We start from the raw sequence: 18,227 nt of genomic DNA, 5'->3' as shown, positions 1-18,227 counted from the left end.
TCATGTCACACTCCACTGCTGTCGGGCGTACACTCGCCACCCCTTCAGCATACAAAATTTCGGTTGCCGAACATAGGCCTCACAATGCACGGTCATCGCAACTCGACAATCGTGACACCATCGCCTCCCTCTGCGCGATCACCGGGGCGAAAGGTCACGACGTAGGGAGACGCCTTCAGATAGTCACGTAGTACAGCCCTCAGTCGGCCGGTCCCGTGTCCATGAATGATGCGCACAAACGGACTCCCGCCGAAGATGGCCCGATCGAGCCCGGCCACCACGATATCCAGTGCGTCGTCCGCGGCCTGGCCTCGCACATCCAACGTCTCCTGAATATCCTCGGGGGCCAGGGGCTGACTGGTTCGCCTGGACGTCACCGTCGTCGTCTTACGAGGCTCGCTTCGAGCGGGCTGAGGGGGTCGTGCGAGGCCGACCAGACTTCCCACGTTCGCTAAAATTTCGCCTTCCCCGACTTTCAGGCGCACACGTTTTTTTCCCTGCGGGCTTTCGAGCAAGGTTCCCGTCATGCCCAACCCGACCACCTCCACCGCATCTCCCACCGACAGCTGATCCACGGGAATCGGCTCCTGCGCCGCTCCCACTTCACGGCTGACAGCTTGCTCCAGTTCGATGAGCCGGACTTTGGTTTCCTTGGCCTTGAGCAACTTTTGGTCGCGCTTCAGGTCGTCGAGCGTGGCTTGGACCGCAGCCCGGGCGCGTTGAAACTCCTGGGACAGCTTTTTCTTCAATCCCTGTCGCTCGTCCCGCTCCGACTCCTGCAGGAAGGCCAGCAGTTCCTGAGACTCGCGCGCCGCCTGCTCGGCAGCCTGCCTGGCTGCCGTTGCGGCAGCGAGGTCCTCGCTCATACGCCGCTGTTTGTCCTGCAAATCATTCAGCAAGGTCTCCAGGAGCTGATTATCGCCCTGCAGCCGGGCACGGGCATCCTTCAATAACGACTCATCCATCCCGAGACGTCCGGCAATTTCGATGGCCGCCGACCCTCCCGGCTGCCCAAGGATCAGCCGATAGGTGGGGGAGAGTGTGTCGATGTTGAACTCCACACTCGCATTGGCGAAACCCGGCGTCTCTTGCGCCAACCCTTTCAACAAGCTGTAGTGTGTGGTAGCCACCACCTTCACGCCCGCTGCCGCCAGCCGGCACAGCAGCGCGCTCGCCAATGCCGCGCCTTCAGCCGGATCGGTCGACGTGACCGGCTCGTCGAGCAGTACCAATGCCCGTCCTGGATGTATCGGCGGGGGCGAAGTGCCGGGGGCGGTCGCTTCGGAGACTTCCTTCAGCAATTGCACCATCTGCGTGATATGGGCAGAAAAGCTGGACAGATCCCGCGCCAGATCCTGTGCATCGCCGATGTCCGCATAGACCGAAGGGAAAATCGCCATCTCCGACTCGGACGCACAGGGAAGATGCAGACCGCAGCGCGCCATCAATGCGAACAATCCCAGCAGCTTCAGGGTCACGGTTTTCCCGCCGGTATTGGGTCCGGAAATGATGAGGACTCGCACAGATTCATCGAACACCAGGTCATTCGGCACGACCTGCTCTTTGGTCAGGACCAGGAACGGATGCCGTGCGCGGTTGAGTAGGATGCGCCCCTGATCATTGAGACGCGGCGGAACGGCCTGCAGCCGCTGGCTCAGCCCCGCCTTCGCTGAAATGGCATCGAGCTCGCCGAGCACCGCCACACTGCCAGCGAGCGCCGGCTGATGAGGCGCCACCATCGCCGACAGTTCCCGCAGAATTCTCCGCACCTCACGTTCCACATCCAGATCTACGACTTTGATGGAGTTGTTGAGATCCACCAACTCGCGAGGCTCCAGAAATACCGTCGCTCCGCTCGACGAGACGTCATGCACAATGCCGGGAATCCGTCCCTGCATCTCGGCCTTGATCGGGACCACGTAGCGCCCTTCCCGTTGCGCAAAATAGTGTTCCTGCAGCACCTCCTCATACCGGCGCGAGTGCAGAATCTGATCGAGGCGATGCCGCATCTGCTGCTTCAGGTCGTTGGCGCGCTGCATCAACCTGTGCAGCTCGGGGCTGGCCGATTCACGCATCGATCCGCCGGGATCGATGGCGGCCTGTAATGCCCTGCTCAGCCCGCGATACTCCTCGACCGGTCCAAGCTGCACCGCCAGCGCACCCACGGCCGGGGCATCGGCCTGATGACGCAGGAGATACCGTTGCACGTCATCGACCAACACCAAGACCAGCGCGATGTCCCGCAGCTCATGCGCCTCAAGACAAGCGCCCTTGGCAACCCGGCCTAGCCACTCCGCCACATCGGGAAATCGGAGGACCGGAAAGGGATCGACCCCGGACCTCAATCGAAGCATATCCGACGTTTCCTGCTGGCGCGTCTGGGCCTCGGTCAGGTCGGTTTCCAGGACCAGCGATCGACACCGCTCAGTCCCGATTGCAGACTGGGCATAGGAGGCCAGGGAGTCCAGCAGCGTGGCCCATTCCAGCACGCGGCACGATTCGGACTGTAAGGTTTCTGATTGCATCGCACCCCGATTACCGGTTGATGGTGACGAAAAAACAGACTCTACCCGACCATCCAGGCACAGGCAAGGAGAGCTCAAACCATTTGCAAGGCAATCACCCATTCCCCAATCACCACAGTCGTTTTCCTCTTTTTGTATGCTTGACACGCAGAAAGTCGGTCAGTACTATCGCCCCAGACTCACTCAATTCCACCCGTTTAATTCTTGAGGATTTAGCCCCATGACCACACGCATCGGTATCAATGGATTCGGACGCATCGGCCGCAACGTGCTTCGTGCCTCCCTGGGAGACCCCAGCCTGGAATTTGTCGCCATCAATGACCTCACCGATGCGAAAACATTGGCCTATTTGCTCAAGTACGACTCGGTCCATGGCACGCTCGACGCCTCCGTGGAGGCCAAAGACGACCAGCTCATTATTGACGGGAAGGCCATCAAGGTTTTAGCCGTCCGCGATCCCAAGGAACTTCCTTGGAAGGCCCTGGGCGTTGAGATCGTCGTGGAATCGACGGGACATTTTACCGACCGTGAAGGAGCGGGAAAACACCTCTCGGCCGGAGCAAAAACCGTCATCATTTCAGCCCCTGCCAAGGATCCTGACGCCACCGTGGTCCTCGGCGTGAACGAACAAGTGTTCGATGCCAAGGCGCACCACATCGTTTCCAACGCATCCTGTACCACCAACTGTCTGGCTCCGGTGGCCAAAGTCTTGCTGGAAAATTTCGGCGTCAAGCACGGTGTCATGACGACGATTCACTCCTACACGAACGACCAACAGCTGCTCGATCTTCCCCACAAGGACCTCCGCCGTGCGCGGGCGGCCGGCATGTCGATGATTCCGACCAGCACCGGTGCGGCCAAGGCGCTTCACCTGGTCATCCCGCAACTGAAGGGGAAATTGGATGGACTGGCCATCCGGGTTCCCACCCCCAATGTTTCCCTGGTCGACCTCACGGTCGAAACCGAACAGGATTGCGATGTGGCGGCCGTGAACGCCGCGTTCAAGAAAGCCGCCGAAGGTCCGATGAAAAATGTGCTGGCTTATTCGGATGCTCCGATCGTCTCGATCGATCTCAAGGACGATCCACACTCCGCGATTGTCGATGCCCCGTTGACCGCAGTGATCGACAAACGACTCGTCAAGGTCACCGCCTGGTACGACAACGAGTGGGGCTATTCCTGCCGCGTGCGGGACCTGATCAAATACATCGTCGCCAAGGGGGCGTGATCCGACTCCTGCACAACGCGCTTTTCTGACGTGCCGCACAAATCAACGCTACCATCGTCCTGGGCTGCACACACCAGAGGAGGAGTGAAGGTCTGTCATGAATATTCGCAAACGAATCATCGAAGATGTCCAGCTTCGTGGGAAACGCGTGATCATTCGCGCCGACTACAACGTTCCGCTCGATGATTCATTGCAGATAACCGACGACACCAGAATTCGATCCACCCTTCCCACCATCAATCGTGCCGTTGATGAGGGAGCCAAGGTCATCCTCTGCTCCCACCTCGGCCGGCCAAAGGGCAGGTTCGATCCGAAATTCAGTCTGGCCCCCGTCGCAAAACGCCTTCAACGCCTGCTCGGCAAAGAAGTGATTTTCGCCCCGGACTGCATCGGAGCGGCTGTCGAAGGTCTCGTCGCCAAGATGCAGCCCGGCGACGTCATGCTGTTGGAAAATCTCCGTTTCCATCCGGAAGAAGAGAAGAATGACGACGGGTTTTCCAAGGCCTTGGCATCCCTCGCCGATGTGTACATCAATGACGCGTTCGGTGCCGCCCACCGGGCCCATGCCTCCACCGTCGGCATCACGAAATACATTCCTGAAGCCGCTGCCGGGTATCTGCTCAAGAAAGAAATCGAATATCTCGAAGGCGCCGTAGAAAATCCGGTTCGACCCTTCGTCGCAATTCTCGGCGGAGCCAAGGTGTCCGGGAAAATCGGCGTGATCGAGAACCTCGGGAAGAAAGTCGACAAAGTCATCATCGGCGGCGGTATGGCTTTTACCTTCCTCAAAGCCATGGGGCTGGAGATCGGCCAATCGCTGGTTGAAAACGACATGCTCGACTTCGCCAAGGGCGTGCAGGACCATGCCTTTTCAAGCGGCGTCAAATTCTATCTCCCGGTGGACTGTGTTGTCGCGGCCAGCCGCGAACCGGGGGCCGAAACCAAGATCGTTCCGGTTCAGGAAATTCCAAAAGGCTGGTACGGACTGGATATCGGCCCCGCCTCGGTCAAACTCTTCTCAGAGGCGGTTCAGGATGCCAAGACCATTCTCTGGAACGGTCCCATGGGCATGTTCGAAATCGATGCCTTTGCCAGAGGGACCCTTGCGATGGCCCATTCCGTCGCCAATGCCTACGCCTTGACCATCGTCGGGGGAGGCGAAACCGCCCTCGCAATCCATCGGGCCGGAGAATCCGAAAGTATCTCGTTCATTTCAACCGGCGGTGGAGCGGCGCTGGAATTACTCGAGGGGAAAACGCTTCCGGGACTCGCAGCCCTTCCCAACCGTCCGGCATAACGACATCGTCCACCGGCTCCTTTCCGCAATAGAGGCTCCGTGAGAACTCGCTTCATCGTCGGTAACTGGAAAATGAATAAGACTGCCTCCGAAGCCGGGGCATTCGTTCATCGTCTGTCGGAGGAACTGACCCACCATGCCGGCATCCAGGTCGGCCTGACACCGCCGTTTACGGCGCTTCACGCCGTACGCGAGGCGCTAGGCCCTGCCTCGTCCTTTCTCCTCGGCGCGCAAAATCTCTATTGGGAAGATAAGGGAGCATTCACCGGCGAAGTGTCCGGGGCTATGCTGAAAGAGATTGGGTGCCAGTTTGTCCTCGTCGGCCATTCGGAGCGGCGACAGTATTTCGGAGACCAGGACAGCTGGACGAATAAAAAGGTTCTGGCCGCCCTCCGGCATGGCCTTCAACCGATTCTGTGCGTGGGAGAAACACTCCAGGATCGTGATTCAGAGCAGACCGACCTCGTCATTCAACGACAGCTACGTGCCGGACTTGCCGGGATCGAGTCACAAACGCTTTCAACCGTGACGATTGCCTATGAGCCAGTGTGGGCCATTGGAACCGGACGGGCTGCGTCACCGGAACAGGCGGTCCCAGTCCACCAACTCGTCCGCAAGACCCTCAACGAGCTGGGCGGAACGGACATAGGAAACACCGTCCGCATTCTGTACGGAGGGAGCGTCACACCGCATAATATCGCCGATTTTCTAGCATCCGAAGAAATCGACGGCGCACTGGTCGGCGGGGCTTGTTTAGACCCGGTCTCTTTTGCTACACTCGCCAAAGTCGCAATCGGGTCCAAACCCACCACGGCCTAAAGACTCAACATGTATACACTGCTCATCATCATTCATGTCATCGTCTGCCTGCTCATGATTGGAGCCATTCTGCTGCAATCCGGTAAGGGCGCTGAAATCGGTGCGGCATTCGGTGGCTCCAGCCAAACCGTATTCGGAAGCCGGGGGCCGGCTAACTTCCTGAGCAAGTTCACCGTTATCACCGCATTTGTCTTCATGTTCACCTCATTGTCGTTGGCCATCATCGCGAAGGACCGGAATTTCTCCTCCACAGTCATCGACCTGAATAAGAAACCGGCCGCTACAACGCCAAGTTCCACGCCGGCAGAAACCACAACAACCCCTGCCGCTGAATCCCATTCATCCGGCGAGGGTTCGCACTAGCTTCCTCGCCTCGCAGCTCTTACGGCACCACAGGCATCAACCGAACACGTGACGAAATCCTGTTCGCCACAGCCACAGGCTGTAGCGAACTCGCATGCTGCTGAAATATCTCGTGGGGGAATGTGATCGATGAGACTGCTAGACGGGAGTCAGCCACTGCCGATGAGCGGAATCAGTCCCGCCCACCACATCAAAAAAAGCTTTTTGTAATGTTTGCGTGACCGGCCCTGGCTTTCCGCTGCCGATGCGCCGCTGATCGATTTCCGTCACAGGGGTGAGTTCTGCCGCAGTCCCGGTGACAAAGACTTCTTCCGCCACATACATTTCATCGCGCGTAAAGCGCTCCTCGACCACTGGGATATTACGCTCCTTCGCCAACTGGATGATGGAGTTGCGCGTAATTCCCTCGAGAATGGAGGTCAATGGAGTGGTTTTCAAGACGCCACGTCGCACGATGAACACATTTTCTCCCGTACCCTCGGCAACATACCCCTCAGGATCCAGCATGATCGCTTCGTCATAGCCATCAGCCTTCACTTCCCGCTTGGCGAGAATGGAGTTGACGTAATAGCCGGAGATTTTGCCGCGCGTCATGGAGACATTCACATGGTGACGCGTAAAGGATGACACTCTGGCTCGAATCCCCTTGGACAAGGCCTCATCGCCCAGATAGGTCCCCCATTTCCAGGCCGCGATACTCACCTTGATGGGATTCTCCGCCGGATACAGCCCCATGGCACCGTACCCGATATACACTAACGGACGAATGTAACAAGCCTCCAGCCGATTGACTCGGACGGTCTCGACTATCGCTTCCGTGATTTGTTTTCGATCGAAAGGCATTTCAATCAAGCCGATATGGGCGGACTCAAAGAGACGATCCACGTGCTCAGGTAGCCTGAAAATAGCTGACCCGCTCTTCCCCTTGTAGCAGCGAATGCCCTCAAAAGCTGCCAACCCGTAGTGAAGCGAATGCGTGAGCACATGAACCTGCGCATCAGCCCAGGCCACAAACTTCCCATCCATCCATATTTTTTCGCTAGTTTGTAACATGCGCGGGATAATACCAGCGCCCCGCGACGACCGTCAAGACAACCGCGCGCAGACATTTCGCTGCCGAGTGTTCGCCGCTCCCGCATCCTTCAAACAGTCGAACATCCAGCCAGCTTCGTACACGGACGCACTAATTCTTGACACCTTCTCCGCCGCTATGATAAACACCCACGTTCTGCTGACGAGGAGAAAGACGCACATGTACGCTATTATCGAGACAGGCGGAAAACAGTATCGAGTGGAAACCGGAACCGTACTCCAAGTGGAGTCACTTCCTGGTGATGTCGGGCACTCTGTGCAGATCGACAAGGTCAAGCTGCTGCACGGCGAGGGCGGACTGGTAGTCGGCCAGCCGGTGGTAGCGGGAGCGACCGTCACAGCGGAAATCATCCGCCAGGGTCGCACCAGATCCATTACGGTCTTCAAGAAACACCGTCGCAAGAATTATCGCCGTACCAGAGGCCACCGGCAGGGCTTTACGCAGCTGCGGGTCACTGGGATCGAAACGAAGTAACGACTCGAAGGGGAGTTTGCCATGGCAACAAACAAAGGCGGCGGTTCGACAAGGAACGGCCGTGACAGTAACCCACAATACCTCGGTGTCAAGGCCTATGGCGGAGAGACGATCAAGGCAGGCTCCATCATTGTGCGCCAGCGGGGAACGAAGTTTTTCCCGGGCCTCAACGTCGGTTTGGGCCGGGATCACACCCTCTATGCCTATGTGTCCGGTGTCGTGAAGTTCGAAGGTGGCCGCGGCCGTCAGAAGGTCAGCGTCTATCCCGTCACAGCGAAGGCCTGACCCTCCTCAGTCCATACCTTTGTTCCTACGGAACAGGTGCCCTTCGTTACAGCATCCCCCATGAGCCGGCGAATACGCTATACTGCTGTTTCTAACTAACCACGCCGGCTCGGGGATCGCTGTCATGTCTACCTTTGTCGATCAAGTCCAAATCCTGGTGAAGGCCGGTCACGGCGGCAACGGCGCCTGCAGCTTTCGACGGGAAAAGTTTGTCCCTCGCGGCGGCCCTGACGGCGGTGACGGTGGTCACGGCGGCAGCGTCGTGGTCGAAGCCACCACTCGCCTCAGCACCCTGCTGGATCTTCGTTACCAAAAACATTACGAGGCCGAAAAAGGCGAGACCGGAGGAGGCAGCAACTGCCACGGACGCCGGGGCGCCGACGTGCGCATTCCCGTCCCGGTCGGCACCATGGTGTTCGACGAGAACACCCAGGAACTGCTGGCCGATCTCACCAAAGACGGCGAAAGCCACGTCATTGCCAAGGGTGGCCAGGGAGGCCGAGGCAACACCCAGTTTGCCACCTCAACCAACCGGGTGCCGACACAATTCGAGCCGGGCACTCCCGGCGAAGAACGATTACTTCGACTCGATCTCAAGCTCCTGGCCGATGTCGGATTAGTCGGCTATCCGAACGCCGGAAAATCGACACTCATCGCCGCCGTGTCCGCCGCTCGCCCCAAAATTGCCGATTACCCCTTCACCACCCTGACGCCCAACCTGGGCGTGGTACGGTGGACCGGCGAGCAGACCTTTGTCATCGCCGATATTCCAGGATTGATCGAAGGGGCACATGAAGGCAAGGGGCTGGGATTTCAGTTTCTGCGCCACATCGAGCGAACCAGCCTGCTACTCCATGTGATCGACATTTCAGAATGGGCCACCGAGGACCCGGTCTCGAGCCTGGAAATCATGCGCCACGAACTGACCGCCTACGATGACGCGCTGACGGCGCGCCCCTTTGCCGTAGTGGGCACGAAACTCGACGTCAAGGGAGAAGGTGAGCGGCTCGAACGGCTCCGGAAGTACTGTCAGCGACGCAAGATTCCATTTTTTGCGATTTCGGCCGCCACGCGAGAAGGACTGGACGAGTGCATACGCTACATGGGCCAGCAAGTGGAACTGCTTCGGAAAACTCCGTGCGAGACGAACTCCTAAGACAAGCCAAGCGCGTCGTCATCAAGATCGGGAGCAGCCTGGTCGCCTCGCGTGAATCGGGCCTGAGCGCCGAGCGCATCGAGCGCCTTGCCGGCGAAATCGCCGAGGTCCGGGCGCAGGGACGCGAGGTTCTGGTCGTCTCGTCCGGTGCGGTCGTGTCCGGCATCAAGAAGCTCGGGCTGCGCGAATACCCGAAAAGCCTGCCGCTCAAACAGGCCGCTGCTGCGGTCGGCCAAAGCCTCCTCATGTGGGCCTACGAGAAGGCCTTCGAACGCCTCACGCTCCGCGTCGCCCAGGTGCTACTGACCCATGAAGACCTCGCCGATCGGCGACGGTTTCTCAACGCCCGGCACACCCTGACAACCCTGATCAAGTTCGGGGTGATTCCGATCATCAACGAGAACGATACCGTCGCGGTCGAGGAAATTCGCGTGGGGGACAACGATACCCTGGCGGCGCAAGTCGCCCACCTTGTGGATGCGGATTTGCTGATCATTCTCTCGGACGTCGACGGGCTCTTCACCGTGGACCCACGGAAGGATCCGACGGCCGCCTTGATTCCGCTGATCCCCGAGATTACGGAAGACATCGAACAACGGGCCGGCATGTCGTCCACCTTCGAAGGCACCGGCGGCATGGCCACTAAAGTACGCGCAGCCAAAAAGGTGGGGGAATACGGCGTCGCCACCCTGATTCTCAATGGAACTCGGACAAGACTCCTTCCGGACGTGCTGTCCGGGCAACCCGGCGGCAGCCTGTTTCTCGCCCGTGAACGACGCATGAACAGTCGCAAACACTGGATCGCGTTTACTCTGCGCCCCCGCGGCCATGTGCAGCTGGATCAAGGCGCCGTCGAGGCGCTGGTACGGAACGGCAAAAGCCTCCTGGCATCGGGCATCCTCGACATTACCGGTCATTTCGAGGCCGGCGACCCGGTGACCTGCGCCGGTCCTGACGGGAAAGAATGCGCCAAGGGCCTCGTCAACTTCTCCTCGGAAATCCTGGCTCGAATCAAGGGGCTCAAGACGGCCGACATCCAAAAAATCCCCGGTCTTCAGGAGTATGAAGAGGTCATTCACCGCGACAACCTGGTGATCCTCTAGCCGGCTGACGACCACCCATACATGATTGGGGCGTAATTTCACTAACACCCCATCTGAATACCGGTCCGCCGCACACCGTCAGACGTTTGCAGGGAGCCCGTTCGATATGCGCCTGGGACTCTTGGGGGGCAGTTTTAATCCGATCCACCGGTGCCACCTCTCGATTGCCCAATCTGCCCGGCAGCTCCTGCAATTGGATCGCGTGCTGTTCATCCCGACCGGTGATCCCCCGCACAAACAACCGGGCACGCTGGCCGCAGCCTCGCACCGGTACCGCATGGTCCAGCTTGCCATCCAGGGCATCCCTGAATTCGCACTCACCGATCTTGAAATCCAACGCGCCGGCAAGTCCTACTCCATCGACACGGTCCGCGCGATCCAGCAGGAATACGGCCCCAAGAGCGCCCTCTTTTTCATCATCGGACTGGATGCGTTTCTCGACCTGCCCTCGTGGAAAGAAGCGGACACTCTCCTGATGAGCTGCCACTTCGTCGTCATTTCAAGACCCTCCACGACCTTTCAGGCAATGGCCGCAATCCCGCTCTTCCGGGACGTGCCGCAAACCACCCTGACCACCCTGGACGAAGCGCGACAAGAACGAGCGGACGTGGCCATTACAAACGGGCAGACACTCACATTCCTGCGGTTGCCCCCCTGCGACGTGTCCGCCTCGGAGATCAGGGCACGGCTGCGCAACGGCGCCTCTCTGGCAAATCTGTTGCCCACCCCTGTCGAATCCTATATACTTCGCGAGGGGTTATACAGGGAGGACAGTGAGCGTCTCTGAATCAAAGGCCAAAGCTCTCGCGGTGGCAAGCGCCATCCTGGACAAAAAAGCCACCGATGTTCTCATCCTGCATATCGCCACACTGACCTCTGTCGCCGACTATCTGGTCATCGGTTCCGGGGAATCGGAGCGTCAAGCGCGGGCCATGGCGGACCACGTGAGCGACGTGCTCACGGCACAAGGTCACCGGCCGCTCAGCACTGAAGGTGCATCGTCAGCCAAGTGGGTCGTCATGGACTTTGGTGACGTGATCGTCCACATTTTCCAAAAGGATATTCGCGAACACTACGCCCTCGAACGACTGTGGGGCGACGCGGGACAAGTTCGATTGCCGGAAGAGCGGGCGGTAAAAGCCGCGCCCCCGACACGAACCACCACACGTCCGGCGCGCACCCGGAAACGGGTCTAGCATGTTTCGGCTCCTCTCCACGATCTTCCTCGTCAGCGTCGGCATCTTTCTCTACAGCTATTTTCGCGAACTCAACCCCGGCTTCATTACGGTTCGGACCAGCCCGGACGCGCTGTTCGAACTGAGCCCCGTCTCATTAGTCCTGTTCTCGATGGCCCTGGGCGCCACACTGGTAGCCCTCATCGTCACGATCAAAGAAACCTCTCATGTGTTCATGAATTGGCGGACCAATCGCCTCGTCCGTCGCAAAGAGAAGGTCGATGCCCTGCATCGGGACGGGACACACGCCTTCATGTCCAAGCGGACGGCCGATGCCGTGAATCTGTTTGAACGCGCGCTGGTGATCGATCCGAATCGAACGGATTCGCTGCTCTGGCTCGGGAACATTTACCGTTCCGAGAGCAATTTCACGGAAGCGATCCGACTCCACCAGCAGGCCCACCGCATTGAGGAACGCAATGTGGAAGTCCTGCTCGAATTGGCCAAGGATCTGGAAGGCGCCCGACGATACGAGGACGCGCTCCAAACGCTCCAGAACATTCTCCGCATCGAGCCGGATAACCTAATGGCGTTGATCCGCAAACGTGATCTGCAAATCCGGCTGGAGAAATGGAGCGATGCGCTCGAAATTCAACACCGGCTGGTCAAAGCGAACCTCCCGGAAAGCGAACGGCGAGCCGAATCAAATTTGCTCCTCGGGTGTATGTATGAAGTCGGACGGCAACTCCTGGAACGCGGACACCCGGACAAAGCCCGTCGCTACTTCCGTGGCGCGATCAAGAAAGATCGGACGTTCCTCCCGGCCTACATCGGTATCGGTGAGATTCTAGTCCGTGAAGGAAAAACCAAAAACGCGGTCGAAATTCTCAAGAAGATCTATGCCAAGACTCGGAGCATCATCATCCTGCACCGGCTGGAAGAACTCTTTTTGGAGCTGGGCGAGCCGGACGAGATCATCCGCGTCTACCAGGAGGCGCTCCAGCAGGACCCCCACAATGCCGTGATCCAGTTCTACCTCGGGAAACTTTACTATCGGCTGGAAATGGTCGATGAAGCCTATGACGTGCTCGCAACGCTCGACGGAACGCAGGAGCAACTCGTCGACTACCATAAGATCATGGCCAACTTGTACCTGCGTAAGCAGCACATGGACGAGGCCGTGGGAGAGCTCAAGAAGGCCTTGGGCTTCAAGAAACGGGTCGTGGTGCCCTACCAATGCACCCAGTGCCACCATGAACTGGCCGAATGGTCAGGTCGTTGCCGGCGATGCGGACGATGGAACACCTACGTCGCCCTTCCCTGGCGGGACGCGAACCAGCCCGATACCGACCAGGACGGCCAGGCTTCGCGCATCCCGAACGTCCCTTATCAAGGCATTGCATCTCCATTTGAAACCGTGTAGGGTTTCCCCGCCCTTTTTTCTTTTCACAGACACGGCCTCCGCCCACGGGTCTCCCGATCGGGAATCAAGGTTCGATCTGTCTTTTCGAGGAGTAGCGTGCATGACTGACTTCACCATCCTGGCCGATAAGGCCTTGCGGGACGAAATACTCACCCACGAGGAATCCCTCGCCGTATTGCAGACACCGGACTCTCGACTGCTGGAACTCCTGCAGGCGGCGTTCACCGTTCGTGAACGCTATTTCGGCAAGACGGTTCGCCTGCAAATGCTCTTGAACGCCAAGAGCGGCGCGTGCCAGGAAGACTGCGGCTACTGTTCGCAATCGGCCATCTCCAAGGCTCCGATCGAGCGCTATGGACTGCTCTCGCAAGACCAGATGGTCACCGGCGCCCGCCGTGCGGCAGCCGCAAAGGCCCAACGGTACTGTATCGTCATCAGCGGCCGCAGCCCGATCGACCGGGACATCGCCGATATCGCCTCCGCCGTGCGCTCCATCAAACAGGAAGTTCCGATTCAGATCTGCTGCTCCCTGGGTCTTCTCAACGAACGCCAGGCCAAGGACTTGAAAGCTGCCGGGGTGGACCGAATCAATCACAACCTGAACACGAGCGAAGCCTACCATCCGGAAATCTGTACGACGCACACCTTCCAAGACCGGCTGGCCACCATCCGTCATGCGCGGACGGCCGGACTCGAAATTTGTTCCGGTGGTATCGTCGGAATGGGAGAAAGCGATGAGGACTTGATCGACCTCGCGTTGGCCCTCCGTGAGGTTAAACCGGACTCGATTCCCATCAACACACTCCACCCGGCATCCGGCACTCCGATGGAGCATTGTGCCCCGCTGACGCCGCAACGATGCCTGAAGGCCCTGTGCCTCTTCCGATTCCTGCACCCCCGAACGGAAATCCGTATCGCCGGAGGCCGCGAGCATAACCTGCGCAGCTTGCAGCCGCTCGCGCTCTATCCGGCGGATTCAGTGTTTGTCAACGGATACCTCACCACGCCGGGTCAACCGGCGGCAGAGGTGTGGCGAATGATCGAAGACCTGGGGTTCGAGATCCAGGTGGACGCAGTGCCGACCAAGGAGGGAGTTCCTGCGTCAGAGCCAGTCGCGGGCCTTCATTCGTAACGGAGCCCCTCAACCAGCGGTTGCCGGCCGGCCCAACGGGCCGGCCAGAACCCGGCGAGGAGCGATGCCACAAGGGCTAAGACCGCCACTTCCGCCATCAACCCCAGTGGCCATGAAATCTGGATCGTCCAGCCGAACGACTGCCGGTTGATGACCCGGATTAAAATCCAGGCGAGCGCAAGCCCGCCGAGCAATCCCATCGCCGTTCCCAACAGCCCCAGATAGCCGGCTTCCCAGAGAATCAGGGCCGTGATCTGTCCCCGGCTGCTGCCAAGCGCCTGCAACGTGGCCAGTTCCCGACGCCGCTCGACCACCGACGTCACCAACGTATTGATGATTCCCAGCATGGCGATGATGACCGCGATGGCTTCCAGAACATAGGTCAACGTGAAGGTCCGGTCGAAAATTCGCAGAATTTCCCGGCGCAATTCTCCGTTGCTCAACACCGTCGGCAACAGACTCCCGCGGGAGCCCTCAGCCAGCGTTTCAAGCAGGGCAGCCCTGGCCTGTTCCAAGTCGACTCCCGGATCGATATACACAGGAAACACCGTCACGCCGTCATCGTTCCACCATTGTTGGTATAACGACCGGTCGATGACAATCTTCCCGCCATCGGTCGCGTAGTCGTAAAAGACCCCCAGAACCGGCAGCGATTTTTCCCCCACCGGTGTCGCAATCGAAACCTGACTATCCCTGACCACATGCAGGTGATTAGCCACCACTTCCGAGAGGATGACCCCTTCTCCCGCCGCGGCACGACTCAGAATTACCGCCGAGTCACCTTCCAGAAAGAGATAGCGGCTGCGTGCCCCATGAAGCGCTAAATCTCGGGATACCAACGCGGTCGGCCGCCCCTCCACTTCGATGCGCACATCGCGGTACGCATCGACCGCCGACACATGCGCTGACCCGGCCAGGCGAGTTCGCCAGGCACCAGGCAAAGCTTGGCCCGACGACCCGCCGCGAACCACATGGGGCCATCCGGCCGGAGCTACGATGAAATCGGCCATGACCGTCTGATCGATCCACATCTCGACCGTGTCGCGAAAACTCCGAATCATCACCATGACCCCGACCATAATCGCGACCCCGACGAGAAAGGCAGAGACGGTCACCGCATTCCGGCCTATCCCCCGCGACGTCTGCTCCCGCGCAATGTGGCGAATGGCGCCCCCCAACGATGGCGACGCGGAAGCGGCCCCCAACTCTCGGGTGCGGCAGACCCACTGCATGAGGATCGGAACCAGGCAGGAGAGACCGGCAAGCAGACAGAACGTCGCCAGATACCCGAAGACCGGAACCCCGCCGACCGGTCCGGCCAGCGCACATCCCACAGCGAAAAGCAGCAAACCGCCACCCACGCCCCCCAGTGAGGCAGCACGAACTCGCTGAGCCACATCGTATTCCCCGGGAGCAAGGGCCGCAACCACCATGGTACGTCCGGCATCCAGACTGGGTCCCAATGCTCCCAGGATTGACACTCCGCCACCGATCACAATCGCTTCGATGAATAGCCGGCTTGATCCCGGCGGAAAACCAAAGGTTCTTGGCGCATCCGCCATCGGGACATAGAGGTCCTGAATGGTCCGACCGACCAAACCGACGAGCACATTCCCCAGAACCAATCCCAGAGTCCCCCCCAGAACCCCACCGGCCACACCGAATACTCCCGCCTCCGCAAGGAACAGGCCCACGACCATAGGCTCCGACATCCCGATCGCGCGCAGGATTCCCACCTCCCGCCGGCGTTGCGCCACGGTGAAAGACACGGTGTTATAAATGAGGAACATCCCGACCAGGAGCCCCACCATGCTCAGCACAGAGAGATTCAATTGGAATGCAGCCACCATCGATTCGACTTGCTGGCTGCGTTGGATCGGACGGCGCACCGTGACGGCCGGAGGCAGGATCCTTGCGATCGCTTCGGCCACCTGTTCGACCGACGCGGAGGGCTGCGTCACCACGTCGATTCGATCCAACCGGCCGCTCAAACCGAAGGTCCGTTGAAAAGCCGCAATATCCATCACGGCCAGATGGTCCCATGCCGACGGCCCCCCGGCCCGACGGCCCATCACCCCTGTGACCACAACGGACACTTCCCGGCCACCGGCCTCAAGGTTTAGCAGGGCCTTTGATCCGACTCCCAGCTCAGAGGCCAGCCCCTGCCCGAGCAGGACTCCGCTTGGAGCCAGGAGGCCTTCCATTTCATCCCCCTCACCTGCTCGCCACAGAGTCTCTAGCGTCGCAGGGAGACGCCCCTGCATGGCATTCAACTCTTCCAGGAGGTCCAGGCCAAGAATGAGGAACGATTGGGAACGGCCGGCCGCTCGAACCCCGATCTCTCCCACCGGTTTAGCTGAATCCACACCGGTGATACCTCTCACGGAAGCGATCAGGCGCTCATCCATGCCCGCTTCTCCGGCCGATACCTCCAGCGTGACAGGACCGGCCACGGCTAAGACTGAGTCCTCGAACGATCGCAGGACGTCCACGTTGGCAGTCTGAACCGCGATCGTCGCCGCAACGCCCAACCCGACGCCGATGATCGTAAGAAGCGTGCGACCGGGATGAGTGGACAAATGTGTCCATCCAAGACGGGCACAGACCTCGACTAGGGCAGAGGAAATCAGCGGCATCGGCAGACCTACCGGAACAACACTCTAGTAATTATTTTTACAGATTTACCCAGATATGCTAAGATTACGTTCAGTAGAATTTGGGGTACAATATCTATATGGCACTACGCAAACGACCTCAATCCAGAAAGCCCGCGAAGACCTCCAAGGCCGCTTCATCGACCAAGAAGAAAAAACCCGCAAGGGTCGTAAAGCCGGTGCCCGTGCGCGCGAAACGGTCCGAGGGACTGACGCCCAGGCAGAAAGAAATTCTAAAACTGGTGTCCCAAGGAAATACCAACCGCGACATCGCCCGACGCCTGGACATCAGCGTGCGCACCGTTGAGGTGCATCGGTTCAATCTGATGCGGCGATTGAAAGTCCGCAATGTCGCGCAGCTACTCCGTCAAGCGTTGCAACAGGGATTTCTTCCGAAGAACTTCGCCTTCCGATAAACACTCCATGCGCCGGTTTCGTGTGCGGAACCGGCGCACCTTTTTACAGCTCTTTCAGTTTCCCCCGACAGTCCTCAAGGGACTGCTTGCCCCGGGCGGCCAACTCAGCCGCCAGCTCGCGCTCCAATCGCTCAAACACCGCCACACCCTCTTCGACCAGCGCCGTCCCCACCTGAACCGCCGACGCACCGCACAGCACATGCTCGAAGGCATCGATCCCCTGCACGACTCCACCGGTCCCGATGATGGGGATACGTCCCTCCAGCAACTTCCAGAACGCCCGCACATTGGCCAACGCAACCGGCTTGATCAACGATCCTCCCAACCCGCCGAACCCGCCCTTCGGCTTGATGACCGGCGTTTCACGCTTCGGGTCCACGACCAGACCGTTGCCCACAGAGTTGATCAAATTGAGGTAGTCGACCCCGCAGCGTCGAATCACCTCCGCCATCACCGCGTGGTGCGCCGGATCGAAATAGGGCGGTAGTTTGACGCCCATGGGGACGGTGATGAGCGGTCGCACCCGCTTGAGCAACCGTTCCGAATCGACCGGATCATAGGCGATCTGCGGCTTACCGGGAATGTTCGGACAGGAGAGATTGACCTCGATGAGATCGGGCCGCGCCTGATTGATCGCACGCGCCATCGTGAGAAAGTCGTCCTCGCACAGGCCGGCAATGCTGGCGATCACGGGTTTACCGAAACGGGTGAGTTCCGGAATCATCTCCGCGTAGGCTCGATACCCGAGATTCGGCAGCCCCATGGAATTGATGGAGCCCCCCGGAAATCCGTAATACCGCGGTTCAGGATTACCGACCCGTGGCTCCAGGGTCATCGATTTAGTCACGATGGCGCCCGCACGGGATCGCCCCAGTGCAATGAGTTCCTCCCGCGTCACACAGAGCGCTCCGGAGGCATTCATGAAACAGGTCGGAAACTTTATTCCCGCAATAGTGACACTCAGATCCATGCTGATCCTTTCTCCCGACAGGACATGGAACAATCCCGTCGGCATTCCTCCCCTATCCTCTGTAAAATTCGCCACGCGTTAGTCATGAGGCCTCTCTCCGAACGCCGAGCCGCC

Annotated in this window: 17 protein-coding genes; 13 read left to right on the top strand and 4 right to left on the bottom strand. The window is 59.3% G+C overall.

The annotated features are described in order from the left end of the window. Positions 1-92 precede the first annotated feature (92 nt). A complete protein-coding gene (locus tag H8K11_08280; protein ID MCS6263742.1) occupies positions 93-2,525 on the bottom strand; it encodes an endonuclease MutS2 in 2,433 nt (810 codons plus the stop codon). A gap of 220 nt (positions 2,526-2,745) precedes the next feature. On the opposite strand from H8K11_08280, the gene gap reads away from it, so the two are divergent. The 4 genes from gap to secG all read left to right on the top strand — a co-directional run bounded on the left by gap (position 2,746) and on the right by secG (position 6,232). Beyond that, positions 2,746-3,753 carry a type I glyceraldehyde-3-phosphate dehydrogenase gene (gene gap / locus H8K11_08275; GenBank protein ID MCS6263741.1) on the top strand — a complete coding sequence of 336 codons (1,008 nt, stop codon included), beginning with the start codon at positions 2,746-2,748 and terminating at the stop codon, positions 3,751-3,753. A gap of 103 nt (positions 3,754-3,856) precedes the next feature. Then, positions 3,857-5,050, top strand: coding sequence for a phosphoglycerate kinase (locus tag H8K11_08270; GenBank protein ID MCS6263740.1), 1,194 nt, complete (start codon positions 3,857-3,859; stop codon positions 5,048-5,050). 39 nt (positions 5,051-5,089) lie between these two features. Then, a complete protein-coding gene (locus H8K11_08265; protein ID MCS6263739.1) occupies positions 5,090-5,869 on the top strand; it encodes a triose-phosphate isomerase in 780 nt (259 codons plus the stop codon). Positions 5,870-5,878: 9 nt separating this feature from the next. Further along, positions 5,879-6,232 carry a preprotein translocase subunit SecG gene (gene secG / locus H8K11_08260; protein MCS6263738.1) on the top strand — a complete coding sequence of 118 codons (354 nt, stop codon included), beginning with the start codon at positions 5,879-5,881 and terminating at the stop codon, positions 6,230-6,232. 138 nt (positions 6,233-6,370) lie between these two features. Here secG and H8K11_08255 read toward each other — a convergent pair whose 3' ends face one another. After that, on the bottom strand, positions 6,371-7,285 hold the full coding sequence (locus H8K11_08255) for a branched-chain amino acid transaminase (protein MCS6263737.1): 915 nt from the start codon (positions 7,283-7,285) through the stop codon (positions 6,371-6,373). A gap of 199 nt (positions 7,286-7,484) precedes the next feature. Between H8K11_08255 and rplU the strand changes: the two genes are divergently transcribed. From rplU to bioB, 8 genes are all read left to right on the top strand, one after another. Continuing rightward, the gene (gene rplU, locus H8K11_08250) at positions 7,485-7,799 is read left to right on the top strand and encodes a 50S ribosomal protein L21 (GenBank protein ID MCS6263736.1); all 315 of its coding nucleotides are present in this window, start codon (positions 7,485-7,487) and stop codon (positions 7,797-7,799) included. 21 nt (positions 7,800-7,820) lie between these two features. Then, the gene (gene rpmA, locus H8K11_08245; GenBank protein MCS6263735.1) at positions 7,821-8,084 is read left to right on the top strand and encodes a 50S ribosomal protein L27; all 264 of its coding nucleotides are present in this window, start codon (positions 7,821-7,823) and stop codon (positions 8,082-8,084) included. 124 nt (positions 8,085-8,208) lie between these two features. Then, positions 8,209-9,240: a GTPase ObgE gene (gene obgE / locus H8K11_08240; GenBank protein ID MCS6263734.1), complete on the top strand. Its 1,032-nt coding sequence runs from the start codon at positions 8,209-8,211 to the stop codon at positions 9,238-9,240. Continuing rightward, positions 9,222-10,343 (top strand): glutamate 5-kinase, encoded by a 1,122-nt coding sequence (gene proB, locus H8K11_08235; protein MCS6263733.1) that lies wholly within the window; start codon positions 9,222-9,224, stop codon positions 10,341-10,343. Before obgE ends, proB begins: the two co-directional genes overlap by 19 nt. Positions 10,344-10,449: 106 nt before the next feature. Next, positions 10,450-11,130, top strand: a complete 681-nt coding sequence (gene nadD, locus H8K11_08230) for a nicotinate-nucleotide adenylyltransferase (GenBank protein ID MCS6263732.1) — start codon at positions 10,450-10,452, stop codon at positions 11,128-11,130. After that, a complete protein-coding gene (gene rsfS / locus H8K11_08225; GenBank protein ID MCS6263731.1) occupies positions 11,117-11,539 on the top strand; it encodes a ribosome silencing factor in 423 nt (140 codons plus the stop codon). The genes nadD and rsfS overlap by 14 nt, the downstream gene beginning before the upstream one ends. Before the next feature lies 1 nt (position 11,540). Beyond that, the gene (locus H8K11_08220; protein ID MCS6263730.1) at positions 11,541-12,941 is read left to right on the top strand and encodes a tetratricopeptide repeat protein; all 1,401 of its coding nucleotides are present in this window, start codon (positions 11,541-11,543) and stop codon (positions 12,939-12,941) included. Positions 12,942-13,041: 100 nt separating this feature from the next. Then, positions 13,042-14,073, top strand: coding sequence for a biotin synthase BioB (gene bioB / locus H8K11_08215; protein ID MCS6263729.1), 1,032 nt, complete (start codon positions 13,042-13,044; stop codon positions 14,071-14,073). Here the strand turns inward: bioB and H8K11_08210 are convergent. Continuing rightward, the gene (locus tag H8K11_08210; protein ID MCS6263728.1) at positions 14,064-16,709 is read right to left on the bottom strand and encodes an ABC transporter permease; all 2,646 of its coding nucleotides are present in this window, start codon (positions 16,707-16,709) and stop codon (positions 14,064-14,066) included. The two genes, bioB and H8K11_08210, sit on opposite strands and share 10 nt — an antisense overlap. Positions 16,710-16,807: 98 nt before the next feature. On the opposite strand from H8K11_08210, the gene H8K11_08205 reads away from it, so the two are divergent. Then, positions 16,808-17,143 (top strand): response regulator transcription factor, encoded by a 336-nt coding sequence (locus tag H8K11_08205; protein ID MCS6263727.1) that lies wholly within the window; start codon positions 16,808-16,810, stop codon positions 17,141-17,143. Positions 17,144-17,186: 43 nt separating this feature from the next. Here H8K11_08205 and H8K11_08200 read toward each other — a convergent pair whose 3' ends face one another. After that, positions 17,187-18,113 (bottom strand): dihydroorotate oxidase, encoded by a 927-nt coding sequence (locus tag H8K11_08200; protein MCS6263726.1) that lies wholly within the window; start codon positions 18,111-18,113, stop codon positions 17,187-17,189. Positions 18,114-18,227 lie beyond the last annotated feature (114 nt).

Origin of the sequence: Nitrospira sp., from assembly GCA_024998565.1 — a bacterium.
Lineage (GTDB): Bacteria > Nitrospirota > Nitrospiria > Nitrospirales > Nitrospiraceae > Nitrospira_A.
The sequence above is the reverse complement of the archived record's forward strand: the minus strand, read 5'-3'. Positions and strand labels throughout refer to the sequence as shown.

Coding starts and splice junctions, on each gene's coding strand:
- H8K11_08280 (MCS6263742.1), bottom strand. CDS start 2,525: ATGCAATCAGAAACCTTACAGTCCGAATCGTGCCGCGTGCTGGAATGG.
- gap (MCS6263741.1), top strand. CDS start 2,746: ATGACCACACGCATCGGTATCAATGGATTCGGACGCATCGGCCGCAAC.
- secG (MCS6263738.1), top strand. CDS start 5,879: ATGTATACACTGCTCATCATCATTCATGTCATCGTCTGCCTGCTCATG.
- H8K11_08255 (MCS6263737.1), bottom strand. CDS start 7,285: ATGTTACAAACTAGCGAAAAAATATGGATGGATGGGAAGTTTGTGGCC.
- rplU (MCS6263736.1), top strand. CDS start 7,485: ATGTACGCTATTATCGAGACAGGCGGAAAACAGTATCGAGTGGAAACC.
- rpmA (MCS6263735.1), top strand. CDS start 7,821: ATGGCAACAAACAAAGGCGGCGGTTCGACAAGGAACGGCCGTGACAGT.
- obgE (MCS6263734.1), top strand. CDS start 8,209: ATGTCTACCTTTGTCGATCAAGTCCAAATCCTGGTGAAGGCCGGTCAC.
- nadD (MCS6263732.1), top strand. CDS start 10,450: ATGCGCCTGGGACTCTTGGGGGGCAGTTTTAATCCGATCCACCGGTGC.
- H8K11_08220 (MCS6263730.1), top strand. CDS start 11,541: ATGTTTCGGCTCCTCTCCACGATCTTCCTCGTCAGCGTCGGCATCTTT.
- bioB (MCS6263729.1), top strand. CDS start 13,042: ATGACTGACTTCACCATCCTGGCCGATAAGGCCTTGCGGGACGAAATA.
- H8K11_08210 (MCS6263728.1), bottom strand. CDS start 16,709: ATGCCGCTGATTTCCTCTGCCCTAGTCGAGGTCTGTGCCCGTCTTGGA.
- H8K11_08205 (MCS6263727.1), top strand. CDS start 16,808: ATGGCACTACGCAAACGACCTCAATCCAGAAAGCCCGCGAAGACCTCC.
- H8K11_08200 (MCS6263726.1), bottom strand. CDS start 18,113: ATGGATCTGAGTGTCACTATTGCGGGAATAAAGTTTCCGACCTGTTTC.